This is a genomic window from Streptomyces sp. BK208, from assembly GCF_004364245.1.
GTDB lineage: Bacteria > Actinomycetota > Actinomycetes > Streptomycetales > Streptomycetaceae > Streptomyces.
In genome coordinates this window covers 165396-185978 of record NZ_SOAV01000015.1, presented here as the reverse complement: position 1 = coordinate 185978, position 20583 = coordinate 165396, and the positions used below count along the sequence as shown (strand labels likewise).

The 20583-nt window shown below is 72.7% G+C and carries 11 protein-coding genes; all 11 read right to left on the bottom strand.

The genetic code is table 11. The features are described from left to right. Positions 1 to 29: 29 nt before the first annotated feature. The 11 genes from EV562_RS31170 to EV562_RS31120 all read right to left on the bottom strand — a co-directional run bounded on the left by EV562_RS31170 (position 30) and on the right by EV562_RS31120 (position 20559). The gene (locus EV562_RS31170; RefSeq protein ID WP_133890213.1) at positions 30 to 368 is read right to left on the bottom strand and encodes a hypothetical protein; all 339 of its coding nucleotides are present in this window, start codon (positions 366 to 368) and stop codon (positions 30 to 32) included. Positions 369 to 956: 588 nt separating this feature from the next. Further along, positions 957 to 2309: a class I SAM-dependent RNA methyltransferase gene (locus tag EV562_RS31165; protein ID WP_133890204.1), complete on the bottom strand. Its 1353-nt coding sequence runs from the start codon at positions 2307 to 2309 to the stop codon at positions 957 to 959. A 51-nt stretch (positions 2310 to 2360) separates the two neighbouring features. Further along, a complete protein-coding gene (locus EV562_RS31160; RefSeq protein WP_133890203.1) occupies positions 2361 to 4439 on the bottom strand; it encodes an APC family permease in 2079 nt (692 codons plus the stop codon). A gap of 396 nt (positions 4440 to 4835) precedes the next feature. After that, complete coding sequence (locus tag EV562_RS31155; RefSeq protein ID WP_133890202.1) at positions 4836 to 5723, bottom strand: lysophospholipid acyltransferase family protein; 888 nt, start codon at positions 5721 to 5723, stop codon at positions 4836 to 4838. A gap of 151 nt (positions 5724 to 5874) precedes the next feature. After that, on the bottom strand, positions 5875 to 6555 hold the full coding sequence (locus EV562_RS31150) for a DUF1295 domain-containing protein (protein ID WP_133890201.1): 681 nt from the start codon (positions 6553 to 6555) through the stop codon (positions 5875 to 5877). Between the two features lie 43 nt (positions 6556 to 6598). After that, a complete protein-coding gene (locus EV562_RS31145; protein WP_133890200.1) occupies positions 6599 to 7801 on the bottom strand; it encodes an aromatic ring-hydroxylating dioxygenase subunit alpha in 1203 nt (400 codons plus the stop codon). A gap of 87 nt (positions 7802 to 7888) precedes the next feature. Beyond that, the gene (locus EV562_RS31140; protein ID WP_133890199.1) at positions 7889 to 10672 is read right to left on the bottom strand and encodes a PEP/pyruvate-binding domain-containing protein; all 2784 of its coding nucleotides are present in this window, start codon (positions 10670 to 10672) and stop codon (positions 7889 to 7891) included. A 20-nt stretch (positions 10673 to 10692) separates the two neighbouring features. Further along, on the bottom strand, positions 10693 to 11781 hold the full coding sequence (locus EV562_RS31135; RefSeq protein ID WP_133890198.1) for a class I SAM-dependent methyltransferase: 1089 nt from the start codon (positions 11779 to 11781) through the stop codon (positions 10693 to 10695). Beyond that, a complete protein-coding gene (locus tag EV562_RS31130; RefSeq protein WP_133890197.1) occupies positions 11769 to 12611 on the bottom strand; it encodes an alpha/beta fold hydrolase in 843 nt (280 codons plus the stop codon). The genes EV562_RS31135 and EV562_RS31130 overlap by 13 nt, the downstream gene beginning before the upstream one ends. Further along, the gene (locus tag EV562_RS31125) at positions 12598 to 13641 is read right to left on the bottom strand and encodes an NAD-dependent epimerase/dehydratase family protein (protein ID WP_133890196.1); all 1044 of its coding nucleotides are present in this window, start codon (positions 13639 to 13641) and stop codon (positions 12598 to 12600) included. Before EV562_RS31125 ends, EV562_RS31130 begins: the two co-directional genes overlap by 14 nt. Positions 13642 to 13644: 3 nt before the next feature. Continuing rightward, positions 13645 to 20559, bottom strand: a complete 6915-nt coding sequence (locus tag EV562_RS31120) for a type I polyketide synthase (protein ID WP_243860273.1) — start codon at positions 20557 to 20559, stop codon at positions 13645 to 13647. Positions 20560 to 20583: the final 24 nt, after the last annotated feature.

The following is a 20583-nucleotide window of genomic DNA, read 5'->3' as shown; positions in this document are numbered from 1 at the left end:
GCGACTGCGGAAGAACATCGGATGCGCCGCTAACCCTGCCCCCGATAACCGGTATTCGCGCTGCCGCCCTCCGCCCGCGCGTCACCGGTCTCGCCGACGGAGACCACACCGTCGGACGGGGAGGCGACGGCACCCGTGTTGGCGTCCCCGCCGCCGGCGGCCGTGGCACTCCCGGTCCTGGACACCTGTACGGACGTGCTCCCGGACGGGGCCATGCTCCCGGACGGGGCCAGCAACGCGCAGACGCCGACTCCCAAGGCGGCCACACCGACCACCGCGGAGACCACGCCAGCCACCTGGTTCGCCCGGTCCCAGCTCAGCAGCGACAGCGCACCGGCGACGACCGCCAGGACCAGAACCGTCGTCACCAAGACGGCGCGCCGGTCACCCCGCACAGCCACCCTCTCTGCCCCCTTACGCCCCGTCGAGGCGGAACCGCACCGAGCCCGGTATGGCCCACGCCGCATGCCGAGCCCCACCATACGGCCAGGCCAACATCGCCATGCGGGAAAGCTCTGGAGGAGAGCCCTGGAGGGCAATGGCGCCCCGAACAAGGTTCCGCACGGCCCACCACAAGGCCGAGAGCGTCGGTCGGCGCTGGGAGCCCCCTGGGACGTTTCTGGGACTTCCAAATGCATTAAGGGGCACCAACGTGAAACGAGCGGAAGACCATTAGCGCAGGTCATCGACTCGCACCGTCCATTGCTGCAGGGCGAAACGCTGGCCGGTCTCTTCCGCGACATTTGATCTGTAGGACCCGGCGACTCCGCTTTGAGCGTCATCAGCCCTCGGCGTTGCCTCGTCACTCGCAGCCTTGACTCCGCCTGGCCTGCCCAACGCGTGCCTGACGCACCATCAGAACGAGCGTCAAATGAGCGTCACGAGCGTCATTTCAGCGTCAAGATATCGCCCGTAACGCCCACACCGCACATAATGCGCACGCTTAAAACCGCAGGTCAGGAGCCCTTCGCGGCCGGTTCGAGGATGGCGACACACTCCACATGATGCGTCATCGGGAACAGGTCGAACACCCGCAGCGTCCGCACCCGGTACCCCCCGTCCCGGAAGTACCCCAGGTCCCGGGCGAGGGCCGCCGGGTCGCAGGCCACGTAGGCGATCCTGCGGGCGCCCAGGGACGACAGGTGCTGGACCGTGTTGCGGCCGGCGCCCGCGCGGGGCGGGTCGAGGACGATGAGGTCGACCTCGTCGATGCCGGTGCGGGGCAGGACGGACTCGACCTTGCCCTGCTCGATGCGGACGCGGTCGAAGTCGGCGAGGTTGTGGCGCGCGTCCTCGACGGCGCGCTTGCCGGACTCGATGCCGAGGACCGCGCCCTGGTCGCCGACGCGGTCGGCGAGGGCTCCGGCGAAGAGGCCGACGCCGCAGTAGAGGTCGAGGGCCATGTCGCCCTTGCGGGGCAGCAGGCCCTGCATGACCGCCTTCACCAGGGTGTCGGCGGCCTTCGGGTGGACCTGCCAGAAGCCGCCCGAGCCGACCCGGTAGGTGCGGCCGTCGGCGCGCTCGCGGACGAAGGGGCGGCCGTGGACGCGGTGGACGCCACCGTCCTTCTCACCGACCCGCATGACCGAGACCGGGCGGTCCAGCTCCACGAGGGGGAGCCTCCCACCCGGGCGCGGGGTCAGGATGACCTGGCGGTCCTGGGAGCCGGTGGCCGCGATCGCCTCGACGGACGCCATGCCGGGCCAGTCCCGCGCCTCGATGCCCAGCTCGCTGACGCCCTCCGCCGCGATCATGCAGTGGTCGACCGGCTCGACCTCGTGGGAGCGGTGCTTGCGCAGGCCCGCGCGGCCGTCGGCGTCCACGGCGTACTGCACGCGGGTGCGCCACGACGGGACCTGCCCGGCGGGCACCTTGTCGCCCTCGGCCGGCATCACCGTGCCGTCCCAGCCGGCCTCCTCGGGGGTGAGGCCCGCCAGGCGCTGGAGCTGCTCGGCGACGACCTCGCCCTTCAGGCGGCGCTGCGCGCCCGGCTTCGCGTGCTGCCAGTCGCAGCCGCCGCAGCGGCCGGGGCCCGAGAAGGGGCAGGGGGCCTCGATGCGGTCCTTGGAGGGGTCCAGGATCTCGACCGCGTCCGCGCGCAGGAAGCGCGCGCCCTCCTCGCCCTCCGTCACCCGGGCCACCACCCGCTCTCCGGGCAGCGTGTGCCGGACGAACAGCACCTGGCCCTCGGAGGTGCGGGCGATGCAGTGGCCGCCGTGGGCGACCGGGCCGACCTCGACCTCGTACTCCTCCCCCACCAGCGAGACCGCTCGCGACTCCGCCTGCGACTTCTTCGGTTCTGCCTGCATGGCGGGGTGACTCCAGAGAACGGGGACGACAAAGGACAACAGCCGTCCAGTCTACGTGGACGAGGAGGAGTCCTTGTCCTTCGAACGGTCGTGGTGATGGTGGTGGGCCGGGCCGCGCCGGACCGCGCCGGGGGCGTTCCAGTCCTGGCGCTTGCGGGCCCGGCGCCGGGCGGCCTCGGAGGACTCCAGCTGGTACGGGACGGAGGTGACCATGACGCCCGGCGTGAACAGCAGGCGGCCCTTGAGGCGCAGGGCGCTCTGGTTGTGCAGCAGGTGCTCGTACCAGTGGCCGACCACGTACTCGGGGATGATGACCGAGACCGCGTCGCGCGGGGACTCCTTGCGCAGGCTCTTGACGTACTCGATGACCGGCCGGGTGATCTCGCGGTACGGCGAGTCGAGGACCTTGAGCGGTACGGCGATGCCGCGGCGCTCCCACTCCTCGCGCAGGGCCTTGGTCTCGGCCGGGTCGACGTTGACGCTGAGCGCCTCCAGGCTGTCGGAGCGCATGAGCTTGGCGTAGGCGAGGGCGCGCAGCGTGGGACGGTGGATCTTGGAGATCAGGACGACCGAGTGGACGCGGGAGGGGCGCACCATGTCGTCGTTCTGGGCCTCCTCGGGGTCCTCGGGGGCCGCGATCTCCTCGGCGACACGGTCGTAGTGCTTGCGGATCGCCGTCATCGTCGCGAAGAAGATGCACATGCCGAGCAGGGCGACCCAGGCGCCGTGGGTGAACTTCGTGGCCAGGACCACGACCAGCACGAGTCCGGTGAAGAAGGCGCCGAAGGCGTTGATCGCGCGGGAGCGGACCATGCGGCGGCGGGCGGCCTGGTCGCGCTCGGTGGCCAGGAGGCGGTTCCAGTGCCGGACCATGCCGATCTGGCTGAGCGTGAAGGACACGAAGACGCCGACGATGTAGAGCTGGATCAGCCGGGTCGAGTCGGCGCCGTAGACGACGACCAGGAGCATGGCCGCGCCGGCCAGGAGCACGATGCCGTTGGAGAAGGCCAGGCGGTCGCCGCGGGTGTGCAGCTGGCGCGGCAGGTAGCGGTCCTGGGCGAGGATCGAGCCGAGCAGCGGGAAGCCGTTGTAGGCGGTGTTGGCGGCCAGGAAGAGGACCAGCGCGGTGGCGGCGGCCAGGACGACGAACAGGAAGCTGCCCTCGCCGAAGACCGCCTCGGCGACCTGGGAGATCACCGGGTGCTGGACGTAGTCCGCGCCGACGGCGACGCCGTTGTGGAAGAGGTCGGTGGCCGGGTTCTCGGACATGCGGACGTCGGTGGCGGAGGCCAGCGCGATGATGCCGCAGAACATGGTGACGGCGAGCAGGCCCATCATCGCGAGCGTGTTGCCCGCGTTCTTCGACTTGGGCTTGCGGAAGGCCGGGACGCCGTTGGAGATCGCCTCGACGCCGGTGAGGGCGGCGCAGCCGGAGGAGAAGGCGCGCAGGAGCAGGAAGACCAGGGCGAAGCCGGCCAGCCCGCCGTGCTCCGGTTTGATCTCGTAGTCCGCGGTGGGGGCGCGCATGGTGTCGCCCAGGACCAGGCCGCGGAACGCTCCCCAGACGATCATGATGAAGACGCCGCCGACGAAGACGTACGTCGGGATCGCGAAGAGCTTGCCCGACTCCTTGACCCCGCGCAGGTTCATCAGGGTGAGCAGCAGGATCACGGCGACGGCGCACAGGACCTTGTGCTCGACGACGAAGGGGATCGCCGAGCCCAGGTTCTCGATGCCGGAGGAGATGGAGACGGCGACCGTCAGGACGTAGTCCACCAGCAGGGCGCTGGCCACGGTCAGGCCGGCCTTCGGGCCGAGGTTCGTGGTGGCCACCTCGTAGTCGCCGCCACCGCTCGGGTAGGCGTGCACGTTCTGCCGGTAGGAGGCGACGACCGTGAACATGAGGACGACGACCGCGACCGCGATCCAGGGGCTGAAGTGATACGCCGACACGCCCGCGATGGACAGGACGAGCAGCACCTCGCCGGGCGCGTACGCCACTGAGGACAGCGGGTCGGACGCGAAGACGGGCAGGGCGATGCGCTTCGGCAGGAGCGTTTCGCCGAGCCGGTCGCTGCGCAGTGCGCGCCCGATGAGAATCCGCTTGGGCACGTCGGTCAGTTTGGACACAACAGAGGATCGTAGGCGTTCGAACGGGCGAGCGCCCAACCGCCACCCCCCGATCCGCCCGTCGTCTGCTCTACGGGTGAATTCGCGGGGTGGTGCGGCTGCGGCTGGGGCGGGCGCTGGCGTTCGCATGGCTATATGACCAACACCGTCCGTCGCCCTGCGAGCACCTTCCGTCGCCTTGTGAGTGCCACCGGTCGCCCTGTGAGTACCGCCCGTCGCCCTGTGAGGGAGATCCCATGCATCTGTCCGCGGAGCTGATCGGCGGCGCCGTCACGCTCGTCGGTCTCGGCATCCTGGCCTTCGCGAGTATCCGCAGCATCGGCCGGCGGGGGTCGTCGGCGGGGGGCTGAGCCCGCCCGAGGGCCCCGGGGTACGCCTGCCCCGGGGGCGCGCGGCTCAGGCGAACGGGGAGCCGCGGCCCTCCAGCATCTCGTTGAGCGTGTGCTGGATGGTGTCCTTCACCTCGCCCGCGAGCTTCTCGACCACCAGGGGGTCCTCCGCGGCGTCCTCGGGGAAGGCGTCCGTGTGGACGGGGGTGCCGAAGCGGATGGTCCACTTGGTCGGCATCGGGACCAGGCCCAGCACGCCGAGCAGCGGGAACGTCGGGGTGATCGGGAAGTACGGCAGCTTCAGCATCCGGGCCAGAGTCGGAGCTGAGCCGATCATGGGATAGATCTCCTCGGCGCCGACGATCGAGCACGGCACCATGGGGCGCCGCGAGCGCAGCGCCACCGCGGCGAAGCCGCCCCGACCGAAGCGCTGCAGGCGGTAGCGCTCCTCGAAGGGCTTACCGAGTCCCTTGTACCCCTCGGGCATCACGCCGACCAGTTCCCCGGAGTCGAGCAGCCGCAGGGCGTTCTCGGGGCACGCCCGGACGTGGCCCGCCTTGCGCGCGAGGTCGCGGACGACGGGGAGGTCGAAGGCCAGGTCGGCGGCGAGCAGCCGCAGCCTGCGGTGGGCGCTGTGGTGGTCGCGCAGGGCCACCTGGAGCATCAGGGCGTCCAGCGGCAGGGTGCCGGAGTGGTTGGCGACCAGGAGCGCTCCCCCGTCGTCGGGTACGTGCTCCAGGCCCTCCACGTCGACGCGGAAGTACTTCTCGTACAGCATCCGCAGGGCGGGGAGCAGGTAGTCGTCCGTCAGCTCCGGGTCGAAGCCGAAGTCGTCGACGGCGCCCTCGTCGGAGGTCAGGCGGGCGAACGCGTCGGCGCCGCCCGCCAGGACCTCGCGCAGCACCTCGGCGGTCAGGGACGCCTCGGCCTCGCCGAAGGGGATGTCTCCGGTCATGCGTGCCTCGTCTCGGCTGGGTGGGTCGGGTCGGGTCGAGTCCGGTCAGGGTCGCGCCCGGGACGGCGGTCCGGCCCCGCCGGAGGGCCGGGCCGCCGTAGCCGTGCGGGGCGGGGCGGGGCGGGTGGTGCCGGTACACGCAGGGGTGGTGTCAGTACACGTAGGGGACGAACTTCGCCGTCCGTGCCGCGTACGCGTCGAAGGCCTCGCCGTAGCGCTCGGCGAGGTACTTGTCGAGCATGGGGATGTTCATGAAGACGAACATGCAGACCATGATCAGCGGGATGGCGAACGCCCACAGCGTTCCGGTCACCAGCGCGAACCCGGAGAAGAGCACAGCGTCACCGAAGTAGTTGATGTGCATCGAGTACTTGAACAGGCCCTCGGTGTAGAGCTTGCCCTTGTTCTCCGGGCGCTTCTTCCAGAGCTTGCGCTGGTACTCCGACCCGGTGTTCAGGTAGGAGCCGAAGAGGTACAGCGCGACGCCCAGCCAGGTGAAGACGCTCACGCCGGCCTCGTCGGTGCCGCCGAAGTACGCCATCGTGCCGTGGATCACCAGCACCCAGACGCCGATGGTGGACGCCTCCGACCACTCCATCCTGCGTTGCAGCATCACGAAGTTCGTGGCGATGAAGCGCAGCAGGTAGAGCACCGACAGCGCCGCGAGCAGGGCCCGGCGCAGCGTCACCGCCTGGTCGAAGTCGGTGCCGAACCAGTCCGCCACGGTGTCCGCACCGCCGAAGAGGAACCACACGGCGCCGGCCACGGCGACGGTGTTGAAGGTGGTCACCAGGGCCTTGGGGCCGGTGGAGGCGTCGTATCCGCCGTACATCTCTCACTCTCGCTCTCTACTTGTCCGTCCCCCGTCTTCGGGTCTACGGGCGCGCGGTGGCGTCCTCCCTGGCCTTCGTCGGGCGCCGCCCGCCGCCGGTGGCCGGGGGGCGGGCCGGGGTGCCGTCGCGGCCGGTCCCGTCCTGCGCGGGCGCCGGCTGCGGGGCCGGTTCCCCGCCCGGTGCCGGTTCGGGTGCCGGTCGCGGTGGAGCGGAGGCGTCCGCGAGCAACTTGGCGCGCATCGACAGGTACTTGGCGTTCATCTCGTCGACGGGGATGAACTTGTTCACGCCGCCGGCGCTGATCTTGGGTTCCTGATGCTCCATGATGCGGACGTCCTGGGGGTCCTGCACCCACTTCTCCATGTAGAGGGACGCCCACGGCAGCAGCCGGCGCAGCGGTTCGATCCGCAGGACCGGCTTGACCTGTTCGTACTCGTACCAGCGCAGGATGTGCTCCGTGTTCTGGTCGTCGATCGGGACCAGCCAGGAGGTGGTCTCGAACTGCTCGGTCTGCACGTGCACCATGCACGGGAAGGTGAACGTGATGACGTAGTGGGTGGTGTTGGTCGGGTCGTCCTCCTGGCAGTGGTCGAAGGAGTAGCGGATGGTCTGCCCCTCCGCCTCCGTCTCCACCCGGTGGTTGGTGATCCGGGTGGCGGCGAGGTAGCGCTCGCGGCCGTCGAGGCCGAACTTGCTCGGGGTGCCGTACAGGAGCAGGTAGTCGATGTAGTTGAACCAGTGGTCCCGGTGCACGTAGGTCACGTGGTAGAACTCGAGCAGGCTCTCGATGTAACGGGTGTAGTGCACCGGGCGGGTCCAGCGCTTGGTGGCGTACAGCTTCCGGTTTTCCGTCACCTCGGGCGGCGCCGCGACCGGCGGCAGGTCGGCCGCGGGGCGCTCGTCGCCCCACCACATCCACACCAGGCCGAACTGCTCCCGGACCGGGTGGGTGGGCACGCGCAGCGAGCCGGGGATGCGGGCGCCCGCGCCCATGGCGGGTATCGCCCGGCAGGCGCCGTCGGCTCCGTAGCGGAAGCCGTGGTACGGGCATTCGATCGTGTTGCCCTTCATGCGGCCGTCGCCGAGGTTGGCGCCCTTGTGCGGGCAACGGGCGCCCTGGCACACGAGGTTGCCGTCGATGTCGCGCCAGAGCACGAGGTCCTGGCCCATGCGGCGCACACCGAGCGGTTTGTCGTTGCGTACCTCCTGCGCCTCGACGAGGGGGTACCACTGGTTGGGGATCATCGGGTCGTCTCCCGTCTGGGTGGGATTCCGCCCCCCCCTCGTGGGCGAAGGGGGCGGCCGTGCTCTGCGTCGGGGTGCGGCTGGTGCTCAGTCGCCGGCGGTCTCCGGTGTGCCGGGTGGGCCGTCGGTGTCCGGGCTCTCGACGACCTCGACCGTTCCCGCGTCGCCGTCCACCACGATCAGGTCACCGGTGTGGATGCGCTGGGTGGCGTCCTTGGTGTTCACCACCGACGGGACGTGGAACTCGCGGGCCACGATGGAGCTGTGCGAGAGCATCGACCCGATGTCGGTGACGACCCCGCCAGCGATGGCGAACAGCGGTGTCCAGGAGGCGTCGGTGTACCGGGTCACCAGGATCTCGCCGGCCTCGAACTCGTCGGCCTGCCACACCAGGTCCTCGACGATGCGGGCGCGGCCCACGATGCGGCCGGGGCTGGCGGCCAGCCCTTCGAGACGGGCGCCGTCGGCGGCGGGACGGACCGAGGCGGTGATGTCGTGCACGCCGACGAAGGTCAACGGAGGCTCAGGGAGCCGCTTGTTGTGCTCGTGCAGCCGGCGAGCGGCGTCGATGCGGGCCCGGTCGAAGACGCGTACGGCGTCCTCGTCGCCGGCGAGGTAGCGGCGCACGTCCTCGAAGTCCAGGTGGGCGACCTCGTCCAGGGAGTGCAGCACGCCGTCGGCGACCAGGCGGCGGCCGACCTCGTAGACCACGTTCCGCACCAGCCAGATGGACGTGATCATGGACATCCGGGTGGTCTCCCGCAGTTCGCTGCACAGGGCGTAGAGGGAGATGACGGTGTCCAGGATCTGGCGCCTGGGCATCGCCAGCCGGTCCAGCACCGCGCGGGAGTCGTCGGACCAGCCGCTGCTGCGCCGCAGGATGTCGTCGATGGAGAAGCCGTCGGCGACGTAGCGCCGGATCATCTGGAAGAGGTACGACGGGTCGTCGATCCACCGGGGGTGGGTGATCTCCATCTCCTGGTGGCCGCGGGTGCCGTTGGCGCGCAGGAACGGCTCCATGTGCCGGTCCCAGAAGCGCTGCCCGGCGGGGTCCGCGCGCAGCAGCCGGGCGATGTCCTCGAGCGGCTCGTCCTCGATGATCCTCAGCACGGCGGGGTCGTTCTTGGCGGCCTGGGCGACCGCCCAGACCTCCTTGGCCGACTCCACGGTGCGCAGGCTGGACATGTCGGTCTTGACGCGGTTCTGGAGGCCCGCGCCGTCGCTGCCGAGCCAGCGGGCGCACAGCTCGGTGAGCAGGCCGTAGAACGCGAACGCGTTGATGTAGTACGGCATGTAGCCGACGTGCATGTCGTGGAACCAGGCGAGGTCGCGGTGGAGTTCGCCGTGCAGCTCGCGCCTGCTCATCCGGGTCAGGTCCAGGCCCCGGGCCCGGTCGAACTCGTAGAGCCGGGCGTCGACCATCTGTTGCGAGCGGGACTTCATCCGCGTCATCTCGCGGGCGGTGTGCTGCAGCCAGTGGAGGGTGGACCGCAGGTCCTCCAGGCCGCCGGGGAAGGTGCCGAACGGGTTCTCGTAGGTGGTGAGGTCGACTTCCTCGCTGACGAACCGGCTGGTGAAGTGGCGCTGGTCGCGGGTGGGCAGGCACTGGGCCAGCAGGTAGGAGCTGTAGGAGATGTTGAGGTAGACGTGACCCTGGTAGAAGCCCATGTGCAGGTCGGCCTCGCCGGTGTCGCGCACGCCCAGGGCGCCCGCGCAGTCGGTGTGGACGGTGCGCTGGTAGTAGCGGGCGAAGCTGAGGCCGAGCGGGGTCATCAGGCCGACGAAGATCTCGCCGATGTCCATGCGCGACCACAGGGTGCCGTCGAGGATCGGCTTCGGCTGCGGGGCGACGTAGGGGCTGAGCGCGCCGGACGGGGCCGCGGGCGCGGCGGGGCGGGTGGTGATCGGCCGGGTCTGGAACAGGTGGAATGTGCCGTCCCGCAGGCCCCACTCGATGTCCTGCTCGCTGTCGTAGAGGTCGCGGATGCGGACGGCGAGGGCGCCGAGTTCGCGCAGCTGGTCGTGGGTGAGGCAGGGGACGTTGCGGGCCGCCGCGTCGACCTTCGTCATGCCGATGCGGCCGGGCTCCAGCGGGGCGCACTTGGTGACCTTGTAGCGCACCCGTTCCTCGACGACGTCCAGCTTCTCGTCGTCGACGACGAAGAAGTCGCTGGAGACCTGCCCGGAGACCAGTCCCTCGCCCAGACCCTGGCAGGCCTCCACGACGAGGCGGTGAGGGCGGGGGTTGACCGGGTCGACGGTGAACATCACGCCGCTGACGTCGGTGTGGATCATCTCCTGGACGACCACCGCGAGGGAGCCGGGGGCGTCCGTGTCCCGGTAGACGGTGGCGCGGTCGGACCACAGCGAGGCCCAGCACCGCAGGACGGCGTCGAGTACGTCCTCGTCGCCGCAGACGTCGAGGACCGTGTCGTGCTGGCCGGCGAAGGACTGGGCGGCGGAGTCCTCCCGCAGTCCGGAGGAGCGCACCGCCACGCGGGGGCGGCCCATGCCGCCGTAGGCGTCGAGGACGGCGTCGGCGATCGGGGCGGGCATCCGGGTGCCCAGGATGCGCTCGCGCATCGTGCGGGGTGCGGCGCCCGGTGCCTCGGCGGCGATCCCGGTCTCCCGCAGGTAGGCGTCGAAAAGGGCGGTGGTCAGGCAGAACGCGGGCGGTACGGGCAGTCCGGCGGCGGAGAGCTCGGCGAGGCGGGTGCCCTTGCCGCCGAGTTCCCCGCGGTGGTCTCCGGCCGGGCCGCCCGCGCCCAGGGTGACGACACAGGCGGCGTGGCCGGCGGGGTCGGTGACCGGGCTCGCGGGGTGCTCGACGGCTCCGGCGGCGGTCGTCGAGTCGCTGACGTGCGTGTCCATGGCGGATGTCTCCTCGGCGGTCAGGCGTGCGCGACGCGCTTGCTGGTGCCCGTGAAGGCGTGGAACTGCTCGCCCGGGACGATCCGGGTGGCCTCGACGTCGTCGAACCCGGCCCGGCGCAGCTGGTCCGCCAGTTCGTCGGCCCGGGGCAGCGGACCGCCGAAGTCGGCGTAGGTGAACCAGAGGTTGAGCGCCTCGAGGCCGACGTTGCCGCCCTTGCAGGAGGTGGTGAGCAGCAGCCTGCCGCCGGGTGCCAGCAGGTCGTGGGCGCGGCGCAGGGCGTCGACCCGCTCGGCCTCGGGGAAGTAGTAGATGTTGTTGTGCAGGGTGACCAGGTCGAACTGGGGCTGCGCGTCGAGGGTGCGCAGGTCGGCCTGCCGGGTCTCGACCCGGTCGGTCAGCCCCCACTCGGCCATGTTCGCCGCGGCGCTGTCGGCCACGTCCTGCTGGAGGTCGACGGCGAGCGCCGTCAGGCGGGGGTTGAGTGCGGCGGCGTGGCGGACGTAGGCGCCGCTGCCGCAGCCGACCTCCAGGAGCCGTACGGGCGCGTCCCGGTCCAGGGTGCGGGCGATGGCCTCCTCGACCAGCGGCTGGATCACCCGGGTGGAGCGGGCGATGACCAGGCCGTCCTGGTCGTCGAGGGAGAAGCGGCGGCCTTCGCGCAGCATGCGGGGGCCGTTGAGCAGGGCGGGCACGTGGAAGCGCAGGACTTCCTCCAGTGCCGCGGCGATGGCGTCGTTGCCGGTCTGGGCGAGTGCCTTGGCGGGCAGGCTGCGCAGCCTGTAGCAGCCCTCGCGGCGGGCGAGGTCGCCGAGGCGGATGCCCATGTCCAGCCACTCCTTGAGGCGCGGCAGGTCCTCGTCGGCGACGTCGAGGCGTTCCGCCAGCGACTCCAGGTCGCAGGGGCGTACGGCGAGGGCGGCGAGCACGCCGGAACTCGCCGCCGAGGCCAGGAAGGCGGCCCGGTACACCGGTTCGACGAAGCCCTTGGACAGGGCCAGGAGCAGCGGCATGTGCGGGTTGCCGAGCACCTTGGTCACGGTGCGCAAGTCGGTCAGCGGCGCCTCGACGCGGCTGCCGACGCTCTTGGCCAGGCTCAGAATGTCCATGGTGCTTCCCTTGTTGCCTTCCTGTGCGGGGTGGTGCCGAGGGCGTCGAGTTCGGTGCCCAGGTGGGCGAGCAGCCGGTCGCGGGAAGGGCCGCCGTTCAGGAAGAAGTGATCGCCCGTCAGGTGACGCCGCAGGAACGAGCCGGAGGTGTAGGGCCGCCACGCCTCGACCATCTCGGGGGTGGCGATGGGGTCCGCGGTGGCGGAGAACGCGGTCGTGGGGCAGTCCAGCGTCGGCCGGGGCTCCCAGCGGTAGCGTTCGCAGGCGCGCAGGTCGGCGCGGAGCACCGGGAGCCTGCGGTCGAAGTAGGCGGCGCCGAGGGCGTCCGCGTCGCCGAAACCGCCCAGGCCCCGGATCACCTCGCGCAGCGCGGCGTCGGAGAGGGTGTGGTCGGCGCGGTCGCCGTACAGGTGCGGTGCCCGGCTGCCGGAGACGAACAGGTGGCGGGGCGGTTCCAGTCCGCGCCGGCGCAACACGCAGGCCACCTCGTAGGCGAGCAGGGCGCCCATGCTGTGCCCGAACAGGGCGTAGTCGTGAGCCAGCCGGTGCTCGGTCAACGCGTCCGCGACGGCTTCGGCGAGGGGGGCCATACGGTCGTACGGCGTCTCACGCAGGCGCAGTCCGCGGCCGGGCGGTTGCACGGGGACGACGGCCACGTCGTCGCCCAGGCGCTGCTGCCAGCCGCGGAACGCGGAGACCGTGCCCCCGGCGTAGGGGAAGCAGACCAGGCGCAGCGGGGCGGTCGCCGGGTCGGACTGTCCGGCGTCCGGTGCCGCGACCGGGCGGGGGAACCAGGCGGACCGCTGGGAGAGCAGGTCAGCGGGTGACATGGGCGCGCCCCTCGGGTGAGTCGAGCCAGGCGACGGTGCGCCGCATGCCCTCCTTGAAGTCGACCTCGCCCTTGAAGCCCAGCTCGTCCTGGGCGCGCCCGATCGGGTAGGACTGGTCGCGGTCGAAGAGGTGGACGGCGTGCCGGGTCAGGACGGGCCGGGAGTTGATCCGCAGGGCGCCCCAGAGCTTCTCGGAGACGGTGGCGACGGCGGTGGCGACGGGCGTGGGCAGGCTCAGCCAGGGTGCCTTCACGCCCAGGCCCTCGGCGAGTGCCTCGACGTACTCCCGCCAGGTGGTGTCGTGCGGGTCGCGCAGGTTGTAGGCCCGGCCCTCGGTGTGCTCGCCGGTCGCGGCGGCGATGATGCCGTCCACGGCGTTGGAGACGTAGAGCAGTCCGGCGGGGACCCGGCCGCCGCGGATGTAGACCATCTGCTTGCCCAGCAGCAGGTTCGCGATCTCGATCACGAAGTCCTTGCTGCCGGGGCCGTAGACGGAGACGGGGCGCACCACGGTGACCGGAAGTCCGGTGCGCTCCGCGGCGGCCCACACGGCGCGTTCGCCGAGCATCTTGCTGCGGTTGTAGGGCAGGCCGATGTCGCGCGGGGCGGTGGTCTCGTCGCAGGGCCGCTCGGGGTAGCCGTAGACGTCGGTAGTGCTGAGGTGGACCAGGCGTTCGACCGTCCCGGCGGCGTGGGCGGCGTCCACGAGGTTCTTGGCCCCGTCCACGTTGACCGCGCGGAACCGGTCCCAGGGGCCCCAGTCGGCGGAGAGTCCGGCGCAGTTGTAGACGTACCGGACGCCGGTGGTGGCGCGGCGCAGGCTGTCGGGATCGCCGAGGTCGCCGATGGTGACCTGGGCGGCGGCCCCGGCGAAGGCGGCGCGGTCGCTGGTGGAGCGCGCCAGGACGCGGACGCGGTGCCCGCGCTCGGCCAGGCGGTGCACCAGGTGACCACCGATGAAGCCGCTGGCGCCGGTGACCAGGATGTCGGGGGCGGCGGCGGAGGGGCTGTCTTGGCTGAGTGAGGACATGGATCACACCAGGAGGTCGAGGGAGTGTTCGAGGTCTGCTTCGCTGTGGTCGGCGTTGATGAAGAAGCGGAGCCGGCACTGGTCGCGCGGGACGGCGGGGTAGCCGATCGGCATGACGTTGACGCCGCGCTCCAGCAGCGAGTTGGAGAGCGCCATCGTCTTCTCCCAGTCACCGGTGATCACGGGGATCACCGCGGAGAGGCGGGAGACGCCGACGTCCAGGCCGCGGGCTCGGGCACCGGCCCGGAAGAACTCGGCCAGCTCCTGCACCCGGGCGACCCGTTCGGGCTCGTCCTGGACGACGCGCAGCGCCTCCAGGGCGGCGGCGGCGTTCGCCGGGGAGATGCCGGTGGAGAAGATGTGCAGCGGCGCCGTGAACTTGAGGTACTCGATGAGCGGACGGCGGGCCGCGATGTAGCCGCCGAGGCTGCCCAGCGCCTTGCTGAGGGTGCCCATCCACAGATCGACGTCGGTCGGGTCGGTGCCGTAGTGCTCGCCCACGCCGCGGCCGGTGCGGCCCAGGACGCCGATGGAGTGCGCCTCGTCGATCATCAGCATGGCGCCGTGCCGCTTCTTGACCTCGATGAAGCGCGGCAGGTCGGGGATGTCGCCGTCCTGGCTGTAGGCGCCTTCGATGACCACGAGCGCCCTGCGGTGCGAGGCCCGCGCTCCGGCCAGGATGCGGTCCAGGGCGGCCCAGTCGTTGTGCGGGAAGGACCGGCGCCGGGCGCCCGAGAGGATGCAGCCGCGCACGGTGCTGTCGTGGATCCAGGCGTCGTGCACCACCAGGTCCTCCGGACCGAACAGGTGGCCGACGGTGGCGACGTTGGTGGCGTGGCCGCCGGCGAAAACGATGGCCGCCTCGGCGCCGACGAACCGGGCGATCTCGGCTTCGAGTTCGTGGTGCAGCGGGGTCTCGCCGAACAGGAGCGGCGTGGCGGAGGCCGAGGTGCCGTAGCGGTCGACGGCGTCCTTGGCGGCCTGGCGCACTCGCGGGTGGTGGGAGAGCGCGAGGTAGTTGAAGGCCGCGAAGTTGACGACCTTGGTGCCGTCGACCGTGGCGAGCGCGGCGTTGAAGCCCTCGTGGGTGCGTCCGTAGGGGTTCGCGCCGCCGGTCCGGGTCTGCCGGAGCCTGCCCTGGAGTTCGGCGTACTCCGCCCAGTCCTCGAAGGTGTGCTCCTGGCGGACGGACGCGCCGGGCGCCGGTACGGGGTCCGACGCGCCTCCCGGGGCGGAGCCGGCGGCAGGCACGGGGGTGGGGGCCGGGCGGGCAGGTACGGGGACCGGCGGCGCCGGAACGGGCGGCGCCGGGAACGGCTGGGGGACGTAGTAGGTGTACCCGGGGGCACCGTGCGGCGGGTAGCCGTACGGGTAGGGGTACGGCACGCCGGGCTGCGGGGCCGGGGCGGCGACGGCGTAGCCGTGGGGTGGGGCCGGGAAGGCGCCGTAGGGGCCGTACTGCGGGGCCGGGGCGGGCGGCGGCGGTACGGCCGCGGGGTGGACCGGAGCCGTGTCCGCGCCGGCGCTGCCGGGGCGGGGGCCGCCGGTGCGGGCGCCGTCGCCGTCGTCGCCGGCCGTGAGCCGACCGATGATGTCCTGCACCGTGGGGTCCTCCGGCAAGTCCTGGAAGGTGTGCGCGCGTTCGGGGAAGCGGGCGGTGAGTCGGCGGTGGAGGTCGGTCCGCATCAGCGAGTCGAACCCCAGGTCGAGGCCCAGCCGGGCGTGTGCCGGCAGGTCGGCCACGGGGTATCCGCAGACGCGGGCGACGGTGTCGAGCACGGTGCGGGGGATCTCGCCCGCCGGGTCCGGCAGGGCCGTGCCCGTCACCGTGGGCTGGGGCGGCATGGGATCGCCTTCCTGGTCGTCAGAGGGCGCCGGGAACCGGTAGGTCCGGCGTTCGAAGGGCGTGTGCGGCAACGGGACCCGGGCGGGCGGGTGCTCCCCGTCGAGGGCGGCCCAGTCCACGGTTCCGCCGGCACAGTGGTGGGCGCCGAGCGACCGGAGCAGCGTGCGCCGGCCGGGTGCGCCGCGGCGCAGCGAGGGCAGCCACAGCGGGGGACGCGTCCCGCTTGCCGGGGCGTCGGCGACGGCGGACCGGCCGAGGTTGAGCAGGGTCGGGTGCGGACCGATCTCGACGAAGGCGTCGCAGAACGGCCCGTCCTCCGTCTCCCGGTCGCGCAGCCGGGCGAAGCCCTCGGCGAAGCGCACGGTGCCGAGCAGGTGCCGGACCCAGTACTCGGCGTCCACCCGCTGCACCGGTTTGCCGGTGGCGTCGGAGATCCACGGAATCCGCGGAGGGTGGAACCGGACGGCGCGGGCGGCCTCCAGCAACGGCCCGGCGGCGCCCGCCATCAGCGGTGAGTGGAAGGCGTGCGAGACGGCGAGCGGCCGCACGGTGACGCCCGCCCGCTCCAGGTCCGAGCGCAGCCGCGCGATCTCGTCCGCCGCGCCGGAGAGCACCAGGTGGCGGGGCGCGTTGACGGCGGCGAGGGCCACCTGGTCGTGACCGGCGGCGGCGTCCCGCACCGTGCCGGGGTCACCGACGCAGGCGATCATCGCGCCCTCACCGGGCTGTTCGTCCATGGCGCGTCCGCGGACGACCGCGAGCGTGAGGGCGTCCTCGAGGGAGAGGACACCGGCGACGCACGCGGCGGCGAGGGCTCCGGCGCTGTGTCCGAGCACGGCGGCCGGGCGGACCCCGCAGCTCGTCCACAGCTCGGCCAGGGCCACTTCGAGGGCCACCAGCGCGGGCTGGCAGTGCCGGGTGCGGCCCAGGTGCCCGGCGTGCTCGGGGTCGAAGAGCAGGCCGGTCACCGGGATCCCGCCCAGGTCGCGCAGCACCTCGTCGGCGCGCCGCAACGTGCGGGCGAAGGCGGGGTGGGTGTCGTACAGCTCGCGGCCCATGCCCGGGTACTGGGTGCCCTGTCCGCCGAAGAGGAAGGCGACGGTGGGTGCGCCGCCGTGCGCCGGGCCGCCGCGGGCCACGTCCGGGACGGGTTCGCTTCGGATCAACGCGTCGAGGGCGGCGTCCAGTTCGGCGGTGGTCCCGGCGGTGAGGACGGCCCGGTGGGGCAGGTGGGAGCGGCCGGTGCCGGCGGAGCGGCACAGCGCCGCGACCGATGCGCCGGGGTGGGCGGCGAGGTGGGTGCGGTACCGGCCGGCCAGGGTGGTCAGGGCGGTCTCGGTGTGTGCGGACAGGGGCAGGGCGTGCACCGGGCCTGCGAGCGCCTCGCAGGCCGGGGTAGCCGCCGCGGGTTCGGGCGCGGACTCGACGATCACGTGGGCGTTGGTGCCGCCGAAGCCGAAGGAGCTGACGCCGGCGCGGACCGTGCCCCGGGCGGGCAGCGCGCGCCGGGCGGTGGGCACGGCCAGGCCCGCACCCGTCCAGTCCAGGTGCCGGTTGGGCGTGGTGAGGTGCAGCAGCGGCGGCACCTCTCGCTGCCTCACCACGAGAACCGCCTTGATCAGCCCGGCGATGCCGGCGGCCGCCTCCAGGTGGCCGATACCGGTCTTGACGGAGCCGACCAGGCAGGGCGAGCCGGCGGGGCGGCCGCGGCCGTAGACACCGGCCAGCGCCTCCCATTCGACGGGGTCGCCGAGGGCGGTGCCGGTGCCGTGCGCCTCGACGAAGTCGATCTGCCCGGGCTCTACCCCGGCCCGCGCCAGCGCCTCGGTCAGCACGGCACGCTGGGCCGTGGCGCGGGGCGCGGTCAGGCCGTTGGCCCGGCCGCCGTGGCCGAGCGCGGAGCCGGTGAGCACGGCGTGCACGCGGTCGCCGTCGGCCAGCGCGGCGGACAGCGGTTTGAGGCAGACCAGGCCCGCGCCCTCACCGCGGACGTAGCCGTCGGCGGCGTCGTCGAAGGTGCGGCAGCGTCCGCCGGGGCCGAGCATGCCGCCCCGGGCGAGCGCCGCCGAGAGCCCCGGCGTCAGCATCAGGTTGACGCCGCCCGCGAGGGCGACGCCGCACTCGCCGTCCCGCAGGCTGCGCAGTGCGGTGTGGACGGCGGTGAGGGAGGAGGAGCAGGCGGTGTCGAGGGCGAGGCTCGGCCCGTGCAGGTCGAAGAAGTACGAGAGCCGGCCCGCCGCGACGGACTGGGCGTTGCCGGTGGCCGAGTACATGTCGACCAGGTCGGGGCGGGGCATCTGGAGGTCCGCGTAGTCGTGTCCGCTGACGCCGACGAAGACGCCGGTGTCCGTGCCCGCCAGGGAGGAGGGTGCGATCGCCGCGTCCTCCAGGGTCTGCCAGGCGACCTCCAGGAGCAGCCGCTGCTGGGGGTCCATGCGTTCCGCCTCGCGGGCGGAGATGCCGAAGAAGCGGGCGTCGAAGTCGTACACGTGGTCGAGGAACCCGCCCGGGCGCCCGCCCGGACCCGCGACGTCGCCCATCCGGTCGGCGGGGGCCTCGCCCACCGCGTCGCGGCCGTCCCGCAGCAGCCGCCAGTAGCTGTCGGCGTCGGGGGCGCCGGGGAAGCGGCAGCCGATGCCCACCACGGCGACGGGTTCGTCCGCGAGGGCGCGGCGGACGGAACCGTACGGGCGCGGGTGCGGGGCGCCGTCGGTACCGCCGGGTTCCGCCGGGCGGATCCCGGCCGCACCGGCCAACGCGCCGCCCGTACCGCTGCCGGCGGCGTCGGCGCTGACGTGCGCCGCCAGGGCCCGGACGGTCGGGTGGTCGTAGAGGGTGGCCGGGGTGACGGGCGAGCCGAGCCAGTCGCCGAACCGGTCGGCGAGGGCGACGGCCTGCTTGGAGTCCAGTCCGAGGGAGGTGAAGGGCACCGTCGGGTCGATCACCGAGGGGCGCAGGCCCAGCCGGGCGGCGACGGCGCGCCGCAGCCAGGTCTCGGCCTGGGCCCGCGTCCGCTCCGGCGCAGGTGCGGCGTCGGCGAGGGCCGTCCGGCACAGCTCGGTCAGCGCACCGGCGCCGTCCGGCTCGGGACCGGACAGGAGCGCGCCGACGTCCAAGGGGACGCCGAGCCCTTCCGCCAGCAGCCGCACGGCCGTCAGCAGCCTCGGGAATCGCGGGGCCCGGTCGTCGGCGTTCGCGACTGCGAGGGCGTCGGTGACGAGTGCGGCCGTACGGTCCTCGGTGCCGGTGCCGGTGTCCCGACAGTGCGGCGGGGTGCCGTGCAGGGGTGGGCCGTCCTGCACGACGCTGGCGGCCACCACGGGCAGTTCGAGCTCGAGCAACTGCTGTCGGCACGCCCGGCGCTGGATCTTGCCGCTGGTGGTGCGCGGTACCGAGGAGCGCTTGAGCAGCACGACGGTGTGTGGGGTCACCTGGTGCTCGTCGGCGACGGCCGTGCGCAGACGGGCCAGCAGGGCGTGCGGGTCCCCGGCGCCGGGCCCGCCGATCTCGTAGGCGAGCGCGAGTTGTTCGCCGTCCTCGGTGGGGATGCCGAACGCGGCCCCGTGCCCGGCGCGCAAGCCCGGGCAGACGCGTTCGGCCGTCTGCTCGACGTCCTGCGGGTGGATGTTGCGGCCCTGGACGATGATCACGTCCTTCGTCCTGCCGACCACGAAGAGCGTCCCGTCGTGGCGGAAGCCCAGGTCCCCGGTGCGCAGCCACACGGCGCCGGGTTCGCCCTCCACCCGGGTGCCGAAGACCTCCGCACCGGCCTCGGGACGCTTCCAGTAGCCGCGGGCCACGGCAGGTCCGGCCACCCGGATCTCGGCGACGGTGCCGTCGGGGACCCGGCGGCCGGTGGCGGCGTCGACCACCGCCACCTCGACGTCGGCGACGGCTGCTCCGCAGCCGACGACGCGGGTGGTGCGCGCGCCGTCCGGGCCGGGGCGGCGCGCGGTGCCCGCCTCCAGGGCCGCCGCGTCGAAGGTGCCCACCACGGGAGCCTCGTCCGGTTCGGCTCCGGTGACCATGAGGGTCGCTTCGGCCAGGCCGTAGCAGGGCAGCAGCGCGGTGCGCTGGAAACCGGCCGGCGCGAAGTACTCGGCGAACCGGTCGAGGGTGTCGGGGCGGATCGGCTCGGCGCCGTTCAGGGCGAGACGCCAGCGGCTGAGGTCCAGGCCGGCCCGCTGTTCCGGGGTGATCCGTAGCAGGCACTGCTCGAAGCCGAAGTTGGGCGCGACGCTGGTGGAGGCGCCGGTGCGGGAGAGGGTCTCCAGCCACAGCAGCGGGCGCCGCACGAAGGTCGCCGGGGCCATCAGGTGCGCGGGGAAGCCGCCGTACACCGGGGTGAGGATGCCGCCGATGAGGCCCATGTCGTGGTACGGGGGCAGCCACGACACCATGCCCGAGTCGGCGTCGTGCCCGAGCCGGAGGTGGATGGAGCGCAGGTTGCGCACCAGGTTGCCGTGTCCGACCATCACGCCCTTGGGCGTGGCGGTGGAACCGGAGGTGTACTGGAGGAAGGCCAGGGACTCCGCCGTGAGGCCGGCGTCCTCCCACGTGGTGGTGAAGTCGCCGCTGTAGAGGTCCTCGGTCACCAGCCAGCGCACGCCGTCGAGTCCGGTGCCGACGTGTCCGGTGCCGCGGGCGGCCACGGCCTCGCGGACCTGCCGGGTGGTGAGGGCGTGGGTGGCGGCGGAGTCCCGGGCGATCGCCGCGAGCCGGGGCACCGTCTGCCCGAACCGGGCGTTGTCCGGCGGGTAGGCGGGGACGGCCACGGCGCCTGCGTACAGGCAGCCGAAGAACGCGGCGAGGTAGTCGAGGCCCGGCGGGTGCAGCAGCAGGACGGGGCCCTGTCCCACCTGTTCGCGTCGCAGGTGTGCGGCCACCTCGCGGGCGTGCAGGTCGAGTTCCCGGTAGGTCCAGGCGACCGAGGTGCCGTCGCCGTCGGTGAGGAACCGGTGGGCGAGGGCGTCCGGGGTGTGCTCCGCCCGGTGCCGCAGCAGGGCGGTGACCGTCTCGGGTTCGGGTCCCCGCCAGTGCTCGCGCATCGGCTCCGTCGGCCCCTGACTCACGTTCTTCTCCCTGGATCGCCGGGC

Coding starts and splice junctions, on each gene's coding strand:
- EV562_RS31140 (WP_133890199.1), bottom strand. CDS start 10,672: ATGGACACGCACGTCAGCGACTCGACGACCGCCGCCGGAGCCGTCGAG.
- EV562_RS31150 (WP_133890201.1), bottom strand. CDS start 6,555: ATGTACGGCGGATACGACGCCTCCACCGGCCCCAAGGCCCTGGTGACC.
- EV562_RS31145 (WP_133890200.1), bottom strand. CDS start 7,801: ATGATCCCCAACCAGTGGTACCCCCTCGTCGAGGCGCAGGAGGTACGC.
- EV562_RS31165 (WP_133890204.1), bottom strand. CDS start 2,309: ATGCAGGCAGAACCGAAGAAGTCGCAGGCGGAGTCGCGAGCGGTCTCG.
- EV562_RS31130 (WP_133890197.1), bottom strand. CDS start 12,611: ATGTCACCCGCTGACCTGCTCTCCCAGCGGTCCGCCTGGTTCCCCCGC.
- EV562_RS31135 (WP_133890198.1), bottom strand. CDS start 11,781: ATGGACATTCTGAGCCTGGCCAAGAGCGTCGGCAGCCGCGTCGAGGCG.
- EV562_RS31125 (WP_133890196.1), bottom strand. CDS start 13,641: ATGTCCTCACTCAGCCAAGACAGCCCCTCCGCCGCCGCCCCCGACATC.
- EV562_RS31155 (WP_133890202.1), bottom strand. CDS start 5,723: ATGACCGGAGACATCCCCTTCGGCGAGGCCGAGGCGTCCCTGACCGCC.